The organism is Sediminitomix flava (genome assembly GCF_003149185.1).
Classification (GTDB): Bacteria; Bacteroidota; Bacteroidia; order Cytophagales; family Flammeovirgaceae; genus Sediminitomix; species Sediminitomix flava.
The window spans coordinates 335,849-351,067 of sequence record NZ_QGDO01000005.1 but is presented as its reverse complement, the minus strand read 5'-3'; the positions used below and the strand labels follow the sequence as shown (position 1 = coordinate 351,067).

Below are 15,219 nucleotides of genomic sequence, written 5' to 3'. Positions count from 1 at the left end.
CAACATTTGAATTTAAGTACGATGATGAATATCAAAATCCTTTATTTTCTCATTCTCACTTCATTTTTTAACTGTACTTTACTCTTTTCCCAAGATTACGAACAACCTGAAGATGAAACTTTGGATGACCCTTTCTCAAAACCAACCCTATGGGCTAGGTTAAAGACGACTCCGGAAGATGATGACTTGTGGCAAAAGTATTTTGGCAAAGATTTATTTGAATTGTCTGAAGAAGAATATACATACTATGAGCAATTAAGAAATAAATTAATTCAAGACAATATTGAGTGGGTTGAAGAAGTAGAGAGTAAGAAAAATATCAGACTCCAAAAACAACGAAATGTAATTTCGAAAGAAGACCCTTACTATCTTTCATTGCTCGAAAATATCACACGAAACTTTGCAATGATTGAATTATATTTTTATGATGAGTTCGAAAAATATAATTCAGAATATGTAACCTATGAAGAAGTATATCCTAATGGAGATTACAACAAAAGGACTTGGGTTACTGAAAATGACAAAAGATTGAAAGAATTGAAAATGAGCTATTATAGCCAACACACTGAAACAAGTGAGTATTAAATGAAAAATGCAAAATTGCACCTTAAATATCTAGAATCAGAACTGCACATTGAAGATGAAAATGAGAAGAAGCAGATCGCATTTATGATTCTAGATCACCTTTATCAATTAGACCGAAATGCTATTCTACTGGAAAAACAATTTGAGAATAATCCAGAGAAAGAAAAGAAGATTATAGAAAGATTAAATAAAAATGAGCCTGTCCAATATATATTTGGAGAGTCTCATTTTTATGGTCATATGTTTAAAGTAGATGCTAATGTCCTAATTCCTAGACCCGAGACGGAAGAACTTGTTTACAAAATCATCCAAAGGCATAATAGACAAGAATCAATCAATATTTTAGATATCGGAACAGGTTCTGGGTGTATACCAATTACCTTGAAACTGGAGCTTCCTCAAGCAGAGGTATCGAGTATTGACATTTCAAAAGGTGCGCTAAAAATAGCTTCTGAAAATGCAGATAAGCTTAGTGCTAAGATTAACTTTCTTAATCAAGATATTCTAAATTATGGTCTTGATGACTTTTCTGAACTTGATATCATTGTAAGTAACCCTCCGTATGTCACCAATGATGAAAAAAAATTGATGGCTAATAATGTATTAGATTTCGAACCTGAATTAGCCTTGTTTGTTCCTGATCAAAATCCATTAATTTTTTATAAAAGAATTACTGAACTTGCAGCTGCAAAACTAAAAACTGGAGGTTGGCTTTATTTTGAAATCAATGAACAGTATGGAAAAGATATGGAAGCATTGTTAGCTGACTTTGGTTTCAAGAATATCTTTATAATTGAAGATATGCAAGGAAAGCAACGCCATATTGAAGGTCAAAAAATATAAGACTAAATTATAATCTGATGAAAGTAACCCTACTATTACTCTTAAACCTATTCCTAATTCAAAGTGTGTCCTACGCACAGTTTTGGGATTTCTTCAAGAAAAAGCAAAATACCCAAGAGGCTAGTACTTCAAATTCTTCCTCATTTTTAGGTTTAAGTGAGAAAGAAGTGTCCGATGGCTTAAAAGAAGCGCTTACGATTGGTATAAAGAAAGGTGTCGATGAAGTAGCTAAAACAAATGGATATTTTTTGAATCCTGAAATCAAAATTCCACTTCCAGAAGAAGTAGGAATGGTTGAGCAAAAACTGAAATTAGTTGGTCAAGAAAAACTTGTTGAAGATGCTGTAGAATCACTAAATAGAGCTGCAGAACAAGCTGCTCCTGAAGCTAAAACACTCTTTGTAAACGCCATAAAGCAGATGACAATCAATGATGCGGTTGATATTTTAAAAGGAACTGATAATTCTGCAACACAATACCTTAAAAAATCTACCAATGATGAATTAGTCAAAAAATTCAAACCTATAGTTGAGAACTCATTGGAGAAAGTAAATGCTACAAAATATTGGGATGATGTTTTTAATCAGTACAATAAAATCCCGTTTGTAAAAAAGGTAAATCCAAACCTAACAGATTATGTAACTCAAAAAGCAATAGATGGACTTTTTGTTCAAATTGCAAAAGAGGAAAAAGAAATCAGAAATGATCCTAAAGCAAGAGCGACAGATCTTCTTGAAAAAGTATTTGGCAAATAGAATTATCATAAAAAAAGCCTCGAATCAGTTGAAGATTCGAGGCTTTTTTAATTGTAAACTTATTCGACAATAGTCATCTCATCTACTAACCATTTAGCTCCAGCATATTTATCGATTACGAATAATACGTAACGAATATCAACTGTAATATTTCTACAACGTTCTGGGTCAAACATAATATCCGACATTGTGCTCTCCCATGAACGGTCAAAGTTAATTCCTATTAACTGCCCTTCACCATTAATTACTGGGCTACCAGAGTTACCACCTGTCGTATGATTTGAACCAGTGAAGCAAACTATCATTTTTCCATCCTCAGCATAACGACCATAATCTTTTTCATTATACAAATCGACAAGTCTTTGAGGCACATAGAACTCATGCTTTTTATCATCAGTTTTTACTCGTTTCTCAACTACTCCTTCTAAAGTTGTAGTTGGTAGATATGCCATACCGTCTCTTGGTTCAGAACCTTCAACTTTACCATATGTAACTCTTAAAGTAGAGTTTGCGTCTGGCCAATATTTCTTTGGCATCAACTCCATTTGACCTTTCACATAAGTAGCCATTTGCTTCTCAATTTCTGCATTAAGCCTATTTCTTTCAGGTTTGATGGCTAATTGATAGAAGCTTTCGAGACCTGTTGCCAATTGATAGAAAGGATCATTTTTCAATTCTGAAATCTCCTTCTCTCCGTTTACATAAGGTTTAATTCTCTCAGCAGATACAAATGCAGATTTTGAATAGATTTCTTCAGCCATTTTTTCAAAATCGCCATTATATGTTTTTTCTAGTTCTTTTAAGGCTGGAGCCTTCAAATCTTCAGATATATTTTCTGCATACATTGACATCATAACGACAAACAGTTTCTGATCAACTTTAGCATTATAGTTTCCAAAGAATCTCTCTGTTTGCGTTTCAAGATAATCCTGCTCTTTCGACCATTCATCTTCTTTCATCTCACTTTTTCCATTCACCGCATTACTAAATCTATATGCATATCTTAAAGCCTCTGGTGAATAATAGAAAATCTCAATGAATAATTCATAAGCAAAATTATACTCTTCTACATCCTTGTATAACTTTTCAAGACTTGGTAAAACATCTTTGTATTCATCCCTATCTTTAACTAAGGCTTCAAATTCAGACTCTAACTCCTTCTTTCTATCAATTGCTCCTAACCTTTCAAGTCCCATACTCTCACCAATCCACTTTTTCCAATAGTTGGCTACACGAGCATATTTTGATGCGTATTGAATAAAGACTTTTTCATCAGCGTCCATTGCTTCCTTCATAACAGCTAACGCTCTATCTCGCATCTGAATTTTCACAGGATTCGCTTTGTCAACGACATAAGAAACACCATATGATGGGATATATTGCTTTGTACGTCCAGGGAATCCATAAACCATTGTAAAATCACCTTCTTTAACCCCTTTCAATGAAATAGGAAAATGATGAGCTGGCTTGTATGGCTTATTATTTTCTGAGTATTCAGCAGGTTCATTATTTTCATTTGCATAAATTCTGAAAACTGAAAAGTCACCTGTATGTCTAGGCCAAACCCAGTTGTCTGTATCACTACCAAATTTACCAATAGATGATGGCGGTGCACCTACAAGACGAATGTCTTTAAAAGTATTCATTACGAACATATAGTATTCATTACCATAGAAAAATGGTTTGATGAAGATTTCGTAAGAATTTCCTTTACTTGCCTTTTTAACAATCTTATCAATATTTTTCTTGATAATTTCTTGTCTCTTTTCTTCAGAAAGGCCATCATTTGTTCCTTTCAATACCTTTTTGGTCACATCATCAATTCTAACAATAAAGCTAGCTGTAAGACCTTCATTCGCTAATTCTTCTGACTGATTATTAGCCCAAAAACCATCCAGCAAATAGTTATCTTCAGTAGTTGAATGCGATTGAATCTGACCATAACCACAGTGGTGATTTGTCAAAAGTAGACCTTGATCAGAAACTACTTCTCCAGTACAACCTCTCCCAAACCAAACCACAGCATCTTTCATACTAGATTTGTTGATCGAATAAATATCTTCTGCAGTTAATTTGAAACCATTTTTTTGCATATCGGCTTCATTCAATTGGTTTATCAGTTGAGGTAACCACATCCCCTCATGAGCAAAGGCATTTAAGCTTACAATAGCTAAAAATGCACTAAGTAGTACTCGTTTCATTTCTAATCCGTTTTCTAATTGTTTAAGCTAAAAATTGTTTCTATTGATGCTAATTTAACAATAAACTACCATCTCATTTATATGTAATAGCAACAAATATAAAGTTAATTAGATTAAAAACAGCTTAAATTGATTTGTATCACGGATTCTGAATTCTTCATAAAAAAAGCTACTGATTTCTCAAAAATAGAGAATACAGTAGCTTTTTATACTTATTTTATAATTTTAAACTAGTTAGAATTACATGGACTTTCAGCATACTGATAAACGTATTCAATGTTTGAACTTGGAACTAAATACGTAAAGACATCACTATAAACAGTCCAAAATTCATATGTTTTACCGATAACTAATTGACTCGTTGTCATTTTCCCATTATACATATACCCTAAATATTGCCAATATCTACAGTCTGATGATTTAAAGTATATCGGTGTATTTGGTCTTGCTGATATATCAGGGTTATCTATACATTCAGCTTTAAGATCAAAGTTCACAACATCTGGGGTAGAAGTAGTCGCATTTAAGTTTAGTACTTTATTAACCTCTCCACATATTGCAAATTCTTCAGAAATTGCCATTGAATTTCTATTACATACTCCATTTTCGAATACATGCAATCTTACATTCATACTTTGTGGGGTATTATAAAAAGTAATAGCATCCCCATCTTTTAAATATTTCCACGCATAACGAAAGATTAAGCCTGTTTCTGTATTTTCCAATCCACAAGGGTAATATCCTTCAGGTAAATTATTGAGGTTTATAATTACACGAGAATTCTGAGTACAATTTGCTGAAGAAAACCAATCAAGATTCCAATATGATAGGTGATCAACTTCCATTCTTGCATATAACTTCCCTGACTGACTATTCAACTCTACTACAGTTGTCCCTTCTAATTCCCATTGATTTGTTGAAGTACTCATGCTCCAATAAGGAATTTCATCTCCTTCTCGTATAGTTCTTCCTTCTTCAGGATTATATATTTCGGAGTTAATTTCTATATCTACCAAGATTGACTCTGAAAAAGTTTTTACACTTTTTCCTCCGCTTTCCATCGTAATATTAACCAAACCAGCAGAGGTAAAAACACCTGCCTCTGGCTCATTATTATCGATGTTAGCATACACTTCTAAACCTCCAGGAAATGCTCTAAGAGCTTCTTCAGAAGTAGGATCAAAATAGACTAACTTTACTTCTAAATCTCCTTCTATTTGATTTCCATTTTGAGCAAAGACTTGAGTACCTTCTGCAATTTGAATGTAAGCGGTTGTTTCGGGGGCTTGTTCTGGGCTAGCGCTAATTACAGTATTAGCAGTAATTCCATCACTACTATTTTCTATTTGTGGAGCTGTTGCATAGACTCCCTCGGGTGTATTATCAGGATGTACTAAACCTAAAACATAACTATTTATTTCTTCTCCATAAAAACTAATATGAAGAGAAGAACTGACATAACCATTGGCATTTACTGTAACATCAAAATCTACTCTTTCTACATTTTCAGAACTATGTTGAATAGCAAAGGTGATAATACCTTGTTCATTTACATTAAAATTCTTTCCTCCATTAAAATTGACAATAGAACTTTTGTCAGCACCTGAAAGAGTTAGAGTTAGATTATTAGGAACCTCACCTGTCACAGCATCCATAATTTGTAATGTTGCTATTGGCTGAACTTCTTCTTTTAGTGTAACTATTATATTAACTCCATCAAAAAAACTGGAACATGAGCTACTAAAAAGTAAACAGGTTAATGCTAAAGCTAAGGTAGATTTTATTTTTTTAAGTATCATCGTAAGAGTATTAGTGTAGTCTATAAATTAGTTTTACTGAGAGATTTGGATAGAATTGAAAGAAACTGAGATTACTTTCAACTTGTTCTTGTTGCTCACTATTTCCTTCCAAAAAGTTTGTCCCAACCAAATTAACTCTTGGTTTTCCATGATAAATTAATCCTAAATCAAATCCGATTTGATACTTAGCCCTTCTCTTATTGGGTACATTCCAAGCAGAACCTAATCCCAAATAAGGAGCTACTCTATTCGTAGAAACAGTCGCTACCACATCACCAATTTCTGAGGGGCTATACTCTGTTCCATTCAAAACAACTCCATTCATTCGATAAGCCTTAGCATGATATTTCACATAAGCGAAATATGTTAAGCCCATTACAAACTTAAAATTCCGTTTAAAATTAGTGAGACGCCCTCTCTTTTTATGAAAAGGAAAATATTCATAATAAGCCTCTATAGACATATTTTGAATAGTATAGTCCACATTAAAATTAGCTCCTGCTAATGTCATTTCTTGATCTGTCCCAAAACCAAAATAGTTTATACCAAATCGGACACCAGAGAGTTTATTTATGGTATATGCATAATTTACTCCTACACCTAAAGCACCTAATTTCAATGCGATATACTGATGGGGTCTATGATAATAATTTGTCTTTACAGGAGCTATTGTTGCTCTATCTTTATCCGTTTTACCTTTTTCTTTATCTGTACCTAAAGCAGTTAGGTTTAATAAGATGAAGAGAAATAAAAACATACCTGTAGAGATCCTCTGACTTTGTTGCATAGTAGTTATTAGTAATGGGTATTAGTAGTTCTAGCTTGCCTATGTTTTGATAGTAAACACACATGTACGATGTTAAGAAAGGAAAAAAAATAAGAGAAATGGAACTAAAGCTTTTCATGCATATTCTAAAGAATGCACAAAATTGTATTCAAAATATTATCGATTATTTATAAAGTGACCGTAATCATTATTCTAAAGTGTCCATCATCAATGTTATTAAAAATCAAACAGCCTACATTTGTTCTTGAGTTATGAGATGAGATAATTACAAGATTTATTTCTTGTTTAAAATCCGATTATTCGGAAGGAGAGTCCTATTTTGATTGAGATAGGATTCTTTTTTTTTAGATAAAAACTATATTTGCCATCAACTTTTCAATCTAAATTAGATCAATGACAAAAAAAGAGAAGGTAGAAGATATCATAAACATCTTAGACAAACTTTACCCTACCCTACCGATTCCCCTAGATCATAATGATCCATATACACTATTAATAGCAGTACTATTATCTGCTCAGTGTACTGATGAAAGAGTAAACAAAATAACTCCACTTCTATTTGAAAGGGCTGATAATCCTTATGATATGGTTCAGCTCACAGTTGAAGAAATCAAAGAAATTATTAAACCTTGTGGATTGTCACCAATGAAATCTAAAGGGATTCATGGTCTATCAGAAATTCTCATTCGAGAACACAATGGAGAGGTACCAGTATCGTTTGAAGAATTGGAAAAGTTACCAGCTGTTGGCCATAAGACTGCTTCTGTAGTCATGTCGCAAGCATTTGGTATTCCAGCATTCCCAGTAGACACCCACATTCATCGCCTAATGTACAGATGGGGATTGACCACAGGAAAAAATGTAGAACAGACTGAAAAAGATGCTAAAAGATTATTTCCAAAAGAAAAATGGAATGACTTGCACCTTCAAATCATCTATTTTGGAAGAGAATATTGCCAAGCACGAAAGCATGATCCTAATGAATGTCCTATTTGTAGTAAACATGGACGAAAAACTTTGTTTAAATAATATAAAGCAATCTTAGGTTGATTATAAAATCTTTCAAGATGCTAATTAAGGTTGTAAACATATTTTTATGCTTTCCACAAATAGTTCTATTGAACTTACAAACTTAAAGCCTATAGTTACTGAATCCGAAATAATAGAATTAGTTGAAGAGGCTTTAATGAAAAAATATAAAGCTGTATGTATTCCTCCATATTGGGTAAAAAAAGTAAGAAGAGAAATCCCAAGCTCTGAGGAATTGCAATTGGTAACTACAGCAGGCTTTCCTTTTGGTTTTAGCAGATCCGAACCAAAACTACTAGAAATAAAAAAAGCTTTGGAAGAAGGTGCTGATGAGATTGACGTGATGATGAATCTAACAGCATTTAAATCTGACGTAAAAGGTTGGGCTAAAATTGAAGTGGCTCAATTTGCGAATATTATTCACGAACATCAGAAATTATTCAAACTTATCATTGAAATGCCCTACCTCAATGATGAAGAAGTTGAAACTGCATGTCAAATAGCTAAAGCTGGTGGAGTTGATTTTATCTCTGTCACTTCAGGTTTTGCCACAAGACCTGCTACAGTTTTCGATACAATGAAACTAAAAAAGTTATTAGGTTCAGCTGTTGAAATAAAAACACAAGTAGATTCTACTTTGGATGTTGAAGAAGCTGTACAACATGGAGCAAACCGTGTTGCTGTAGTTTGGGGTAAAGAATAAATGATCAGTTACACAGATTATTGAGAACGTTTTATACAATTTATCCTTTATAATCTTAAGGAAATACCCAATAATTTGAAATCTGATCTTAAAGTGAACATTTATTTTCTATTTTTGCATTCTGAATTAGTGTAAAGTTTTAAATATATACACTATTCTTTTGCACGAATACTAGATAGCAATAAAATGCAAATACTTAGCGAACAGGAAATTTTAAGAAGGGAGAAGAGACAACAACTTATGGATATGGGAATTGATCCTTATCCAGCAGAAAAGTTTGAAGTAAATACTACAGCAAAAGAAATGCTTGCTGAGTTTGACTCAAACGAAGGCAAATTCGAAGAAGTCTCTCTTGCCGGTCGTATTATGAGCTTTCGTGTAATGGGGAAAGCTTCATTTGCTGAACTTAAAGATGCTACAGGTAGAGTTCAAATCTATGTAAATAGAGATGATCTTTGTCCTGGAGATGACAAAACACTTTACAATACTGTCTTCAAAAAGATGATGGATATTGGTGATTTTGTTGGTATCAAAGGTTTTGGCTTTAAGACTCAAACAGGTGAAATCAGTATCCACGTTAAAGAGCTTAAACTTTTAACTAAATCACTGAAACCCCTGCCTGTCGTAAAAACAGCTAAGGATGAAGAAGGTAATGAGACTGTTTATGATGCATTCTCTGATCCAGAACTTAGATACCGTCAGCGTTATGTTGATTTAGTAGTAAATGATGATGTGAAAGATGTGTTCATGAAACGTATCAAAGTCATCAACGCTATTCGTAACTATTTCAATGAAAATGGTTATTTAGAAGTTGAAACACCAATTCTTCAGTCAATTCCGGGTGGTGCTGCGGCAAGACCATTTATCACACACCACAATGCTTTAGGTAACGATTTATATTTGAGAATTGCGAATGAGCTTTACTTGAAAAGATTAATCGTAGGTGGTTTTGATGGTGTATATGAGTTTTCTAAAAACTTCCGTAACGAAGGTATGGACAGAACTCACAATCCAGAGTTTACAGCAATGGAAATCTACGTTGCTTACAAAGACTATATCTGGATGATGGAATTCACTGAAAACCTTTTAGAGCGTGTGGCTACTGAGGCTATCGGTACTACTGATGTTCAATTTGGCGATAAGCAAGTGAGTTTTAAAGCACCATACAAGCGTATTACAATGTATGATGCAATCAAAGAATATACTGGTTTCGACATTTCAGGTATGAATGAAGCTCAACTTCGTGATGTTTGTAAAGAACTTAATATCGAAGTTGATGAAAGCATGGGTAAAGGTAAACTTATCGATGAAATCTTCGGTGAGAAATGTGAAGGCAACTTCATCCAACCAACTTTCATTACTGATTACCCTGTAGAAATGTCTCCACTTTCAAAACGTCATAGAGACAATCCTGAATTAACTGAACGTTTTGAATTGATTATCAATGGAAAAGAGGTTGCTAATGCTTATTCTGAGCTTAATGACCCTGTTGACCAACGTAATCGTTTTGAAGAGCAAGTAAAATTGCAAGAAAGAGGTGATGATGAGGCAATGTTTATCGACCAAGACTTTATCAGAGCTTTGGAATACGGTATGCCTCCTACATCAGGTCTAGGTATCGGTATTGACCGTCTTGTGATGATGCTTACAAATAATCCTTCTATTCAAGAGGTATTATTCTTCCCTCAAATGAAGCCTGAAAAATGGCCTGTAGCTTCAAAAGTTGAAGAATGGGAAGCTATTGGTGTTGAAAGTGGACTAGTTCAAGTAATGCATAAACTTGGCATGTACATGATCATTGACCTTGCTGAGGCTTCTTCTGGTAAATTCATGAACGACTTTATCGGTATGAAGAAAAAATTGAAGCTTAAAGAAATCAAAAATCCTTCAAGAGAAGATTTCGAAGCTTGGATTGAAAAAGCTGTTGCAATTAAAGAAGAATCAGAAAATTAATACTGGTTTTTATTTAAAATATTAAAAGGTGTGAGTGTTAAAACTCACACCTTTTTTTCTATTGTAAATCATCTAAAGTCGTTACTTTCTCGAGATAAACATTCACATATTCTCCCAGTGTTATTTTGAAGGTTCCATTTTCTTCAACTACTTGTGAAAAGGGATCTCCGATATCTGCGACTAACATAATCTCCGATGTAGATTCTTCATTTGCATCTTCATCATCCAAATCAAAGCAAGCAAACTGATAATTTGCATAAGTGAAAATCATAGGTGAAACTTCAAACTCTACAGGCAAGTTAGCCGTATTGAAGTTTTCATAAAAATCAGAAATTCCCGAAAATTCACCAGTATTCGCATTATAAAAAGCAGTAACTAAATCTGGGTTTGCTGCATCTCCTTCATTAGTTGCATCCCAAGCAACTTCTATCAATTCCGAATTTTCATCTTCAGGATCAGATAAAACTTGTTTCATTGAAGGCAACTGAAGTAATTCAACACGACTGACTGTATAAGTAAATACAGAAACCTCTTCTTTATAATTACCTAATACTTCGCCACTATTATTCTTTACCGTTAATCTTACAGTATAATCACCTGGAAGAGAATAAACATATCTCATAGTAGTTTTACTTACATCAACTTGGATAGGACTACCATCCCCAAAATTCCACTCATACACATCACCTACTTGACTTGTATTTACAGCTTCAAATGTAGAACCTAAAGGAAGATCAGTTGCTGTAAGAACAAAAGAGGCACTTACATCTGGTGTAGCGTCATCGCCCTCATCACATGCATGAAGTAAGACAAAAAGACTTAAAAGGAAAGTCTGTAGTATATATCGTATTTTCATAGGATTCTAATTGGATTACATTGAAAATTGATTCAGTTTATCTTCAATTCTTTTAGGTAATTGAAGTTCTTTTTGCTTACGTGCTGATTGTTGTAGGAAAACAGTATCAGTGAATAAGTATAGCTGAGATTGAAGACTTACTTCTAAATCACTTGTTTCAGTCTCAAAATCACCTGAAAAACTTAGAGGGTCAGAGGTAGAACGTTGTAATTCATTGAAAGGAGTTTCCACTAAGATTTCAGAATTCATTATGAATAGATTGCTAATCCCATCAACAGTATCTTCTTCTACCGTAGTTATGATGAAAGGGTCTCCGGCCAACCAAAAGCCTGACTGTTCAAAACCACTCATACTCATTGTTAGAGGAAGGTCAGTTTCTTCTAGATTAGGGTACAAATCAGATAAAAGATAGTTAGAGCCTGATTTCAACACTGCCAATCTAAGGTCTGGTCCACTATCCTCATCCCACGGGATTTCAGTAATTTGCCCTAAATTATCAATTGTATCCATCAACGGATAAGCTCTTAATTCTGCACTTTGTAACTCTAGTATCCCAACTCTAATAATCATTGAAGACTCAACTTCTTCCCCACTAGAAGAAACAGAAGTAAGATATACATGAAAATTACCGACATTGGTAAAAGTATGTTGTACAGGTGTAAACTTATCCTTCAGCTCTTCTTTCGCCGAACCATCACCAAAATCCCAAATGTATTTTTCAGCATCATCACTCGTATTCTGAAAAACTACAGTTTCTCCCATTCTCAGGAAGGTTTGGCTTGCTGTGAAAGTAGGTGTAGGCGGCAAATCACCTGCACTGTCTTCCGTGCAATTGGTGAATAAAAAACCGATTGGGGCAAGTAATAAAATGACCAGCCTAATTTTCATAAGAAATTGTATTGAGTTAAGAAATTGGATTATAGCTTAGCTTTTAATAATAATTGAAGGGTTATAACTATTTGAACATAAACATTGTAATTTTCTTCATTAAAGAGATTGATTGAGTACTTTTCTCATAAACCCTACTCAAGTATAAAAAGCTTAACTTTTATAAAAAATAAATTATAGCTTGACGAACCCATATCCAATTCACAATGTTACTAAAGCTTTTTTTTCACAAAATTAAACCACAAATTCAAGGCTATATCCAACTATTCAATCATATTGTTTTTAGTAGTTAGAAGTTTTTCTTATTTATACATATTGAAGCAAATAACTTAAGATGTCAGTTAAACTTAATTTTTAACCATTTTTCAATATGAATAGTATAGTAATCGTAGGAGCAGGAATTAGTGGACTTTATGCGGCCTTTTTACTAAAGAAAAGTATCTCAGATATAGACATTAAAATACTGGAATCTTCTGACCGAATTGGAGGACGTATATATTCTAAAGTTGAGGAAGATACTTTCTTTGAACTTGGGGCAGAACAAATTCATGGTAGAAACCATATATTTTTTGAGCTACTCGAATACCTTAAAATAAAGGTTTATCCCGACTCAGGAGATTACTACTACTTTTGGAAGGATCAGTTAATAGATGAAGATCATTCGCATTCAGTACCAGAATTACTTCAAGCAAAGCGTTTTTTCAACTCTTTTGAAAATTATGATGGCCCAACAGAGAATCTTAAGGATTACTTAAATGAAAAAGGATACATGTCTTCTGAAAGTGAACACTTATTTCAAGGATTTGCGGCAGAATATGGTACTGATTTAGATAGTTTGGAGATTCAAAGTTTAGTAAATGAGGAGAGATTATGGACTTCTGGAGAAAAGAATTATCACTTAAAAGGTCCGATGAATCAAATCATTGATTTTTTTAAACAAGAATTGAGTGATAATATCATTTTAAATACTGAAGTTGAAAAGATAGAATACAGTAACGATCTAATAAAAATACAATGTAAAGACTCAAAAAGCTTTACTGCTGACTCATGTATCATTTCTACTTCATTAGGGATTCTCAAGCAAGATAAAATAACGTTTTCTCCTTCACTTCCTCCTCCTCATAAAAATGCAATTGAGCAGCTCGGGTTTGATAGAGGTTTTAAATTTTTGCTTCAATTTTCAGAGAAATTCTGGGATAAAGATACTCGTGAAATTATAGGAGGACAGATTGCCCCACTCTATTTATTCAGTGATCAGGAACAGCCTGTTGTCTGTGCATATATGATGGGGAAAAATGCTAAAATCTTAGAAACCTCTTCCAAAGCATATATAGAAAGGCTTTTTGTCGATGAATTGAATCTGATGTTCAATAGAAGAGACTTAGGCTTACTCATACAGAAAAGTATTTTTCATGATTGGGGTAATGACCCTCATACTTTAGGAACCTATTCTTATGCCGTACCGCATAGTTTAAAACTCAGAGAGAATTTATCAAAACCTATCGAGAACAAACTCTTTTTTATTGGAGAAGCTTGTAATAGTGAAGGACATGCAGCTACAATTCAAGGGGCAATGGAAAGCGCTGAAAAATCTTGTGAAATTATTTTGAGTATCTATAATGAAAATAATTTGTAACAAAATTGTCCAATGTTTTTGCATTATTGTCAAAATAGATATCTTAATATTTGGTTAGAAAGCACAACTTTATGTAAAAAATACATTTAATGACTGCTCTCTAAAAATACAGAACTGATCTTAATAAATTATTTTATGCGGAAGGCTCAACTTACAATGCAGGATATTGCGGATCGATTGGGGATCTCGAAATCTACAGTTTCGAGAGCGTTGAAAGACCATCCAGATATCAGTGACGAAACTAAACAAGCTGTCGTAAAACTAGCTAAAGAACTCGACTTTCAACCAAACACGCTAGCACTAAGTCTTCGACAAAAGAAAACCAACAATATTGGGGTGATTATTCCTGAGATTGTACATGACTTTTTTGCCAAAATTATTACTGGTGTTCAAGAGGTTGCTTATAACTCTGGTTACAACGTAATTATGTGCCAGACCAATGAGAGCTATGAACGTGAAAAAACCGATATTAATGCCTTATTTTCATCTCGTGTAGATGGAATGCTTATCTCTGTTGCCAAAGAAACAGAGGATTTTAGCCATATCACAAATATCTACAATAAAGGAATGCCTATTGTATTCTTTGATAGATCATGTGACTTGATACATACATCTAAAGTTGTAACTGATGATTTTGATGGAGCATTTCAAGCAACAGAACACTTGATAAACCAAGGCTGCAAACACATTGCCCACTTGTTGGGACCAAAAAATCTTGATATCAGTATTAGTAGATTGGAAGGCTATAAAGCGGCTCTCACGAAGTACGGTATAGAGATTAATGAAAACCTAATTGTGAAATGTGGTGAAGGGACTCAAGAAGAAGCTGCTCGGGTCACAGACTTGATATTGGAAGAGGGAGATACTAAAATTGATGGTATTTTTGCCAACAACGACATGGCCGCTCTTGGGGCTATGCAATCAATAAAAAAGCATAACCTAAAAATACCAGATGATATAGCAGTAGTGGGATTTTCAAATTGGCAATTAGCCGAAATTGTTGATCCTCCTTTATCATCGGTTTCTCAATCGGCTTATGAAATAGGTATAGCCGCGACCAAACTCCTTCTCAAAGAAATTGAGAGTAATGAAAATGAGGAAATAAAGCCAGAAACAAAGGTTTTAAAACCTCAACTAGTGATTAGAGCTTCTTCACAGAAGAAAAAATAAAATCGATTCTGCAA

At 33.7% G+C, this 15,219-nt stretch carries 13 protein-coding genes; 8 read left to right on the top strand and 5 right to left on the bottom strand.

Going from position 1 to position 15,219, the window contains the following annotated elements; all coding sequences use genetic code 11:
• Positions 1-21: 21 nt before the first annotated feature.
• Genes BC781_RS18905 through BC781_RS18895 form a run of 3 tightly spaced genes read left to right on the top strand, consistent with a single transcriptional unit; the run spans position 22 to position 2,183 of the window.
• Positions 22-585: a hypothetical protein gene (locus BC781_RS18905; protein WP_109620745.1), complete on the top strand. Its 564-nt coding sequence runs from the start codon at positions 22-24 to the stop codon at positions 583-585.
• Positions 586-1,428: a peptide chain release factor N(5)-glutamine methyltransferase gene (prmC, locus tag BC781_RS18900; RefSeq protein WP_109620743.1), complete on the top strand. Its 843-nt coding sequence runs from the start codon at positions 586-588 to the stop codon at positions 1,426-1,428. It begins immediately after the preceding gene.
• A 17-nt stretch (positions 1,429-1,445) separates the two neighbouring features.
• On the top strand, positions 1,446-2,183 hold the full coding sequence (locus tag BC781_RS18895) for a DUF4197 domain-containing protein (protein ID WP_109620741.1): 738 nt from the start codon (positions 1,446-1,448) through the stop codon (positions 2,181-2,183).
• A 59-nt stretch (positions 2,184-2,242) separates the two neighbouring features.
• Here BC781_RS18895 and BC781_RS18890 read toward each other — a convergent pair whose 3' ends face one another.
• The 3 genes from BC781_RS18890 to BC781_RS18880 form a co-directional block, all read right to left on the bottom strand.
• On the bottom strand, positions 2,243-4,384 hold the full coding sequence (locus BC781_RS18890; RefSeq protein ID WP_109620739.1) for a S46 family peptidase: 2,142 nt from the start codon (positions 4,382-4,384) through the stop codon (positions 2,243-2,245).
• A 230-nt stretch (positions 4,385-4,614) separates the two neighbouring features.
• Entirely contained in the window at positions 4,615-6,183 is a 1,569-nt protein-coding gene (locus tag BC781_RS18885) for a hypothetical protein (protein ID WP_109620736.1), read from the bottom strand.
• A gap of 10 nt (positions 6,184-6,193) precedes the next feature.
• Positions 6,194-6,970 carry a hypothetical protein gene (locus tag BC781_RS18880; protein WP_109620734.1) on the bottom strand — a complete coding sequence of 259 codons (777 nt, stop codon included), beginning with the start codon at positions 6,968-6,970 and terminating at the stop codon, positions 6,194-6,196.
• A 393-nt stretch (positions 6,971-7,363) separates the two neighbouring features.
• Here BC781_RS18880 and nth point away from each other — a divergent pair, with 393 nt between their 5' ends.
• From nth to lysS, 3 genes are all read left to right on the top strand, one after another.
• A complete protein-coding gene (gene nth, locus BC781_RS18875; protein ID WP_109620732.1) occupies positions 7,364-7,999 on the top strand; it encodes an endonuclease III in 636 nt (211 codons plus the stop codon).
• Positions 8,000-8,066: 67 nt separating this feature from the next.
• Entirely contained in the window at positions 8,067-8,702 is a 636-nt protein-coding gene (deoC, locus tag BC781_RS18870; RefSeq protein ID WP_109620730.1) for a deoxyribose-phosphate aldolase, read from the top strand.
• Between the two features lie 186 nt (positions 8,703-8,888).
• Positions 8,889-10,655 (top strand): lysine--tRNA ligase, encoded by a 1,767-nt coding sequence (gene lysS, locus BC781_RS18865; RefSeq protein WP_109620727.1) that lies wholly within the window; start codon positions 8,889-8,891, stop codon positions 10,653-10,655.
• Between the two features lie 58 nt (positions 10,656-10,713).
• On the opposite strand, the gene BC781_RS18860 is transcribed toward lysS, so the two are convergent.
• Positions 10,714-11,511, bottom strand: a complete 798-nt coding sequence (locus BC781_RS18860; protein WP_109620725.1) for a PKD domain-containing protein — start codon at positions 11,509-11,511, stop codon at positions 10,714-10,716.
• 15 nt (positions 11,512-11,526) lie between these two features.
• On the bottom strand, positions 11,527-12,399 hold the full coding sequence (locus BC781_RS18855; protein WP_109620723.1) for a PKD domain-containing protein: 873 nt from the start codon (positions 12,397-12,399) through the stop codon (positions 11,527-11,529).
• Positions 12,400-12,769: 370 nt separating this feature from the next.
• Between BC781_RS18855 and BC781_RS18850 the strand changes: the two genes are divergently transcribed.
• Together BC781_RS18850 and BC781_RS18845 are read left to right on the top strand one after the other, a co-directional pair.
• Positions 12,770-14,035, top strand: coding sequence for a flavin monoamine oxidase family protein (locus BC781_RS18850; RefSeq protein WP_109620721.1), 1,266 nt, complete (start codon positions 12,770-12,772; stop codon positions 14,033-14,035).
• 93 nt (positions 14,036-14,128) lie between these two features.
• Positions 14,129-15,205, top strand: a complete 1,077-nt coding sequence (locus BC781_RS18845; protein ID WP_317047245.1) for a LacI family DNA-binding transcriptional regulator — start codon at positions 14,129-14,131, stop codon at positions 15,203-15,205.
• The last annotated feature ends 14 nt before the right edge of the window (positions 15,206-15,219 follow it).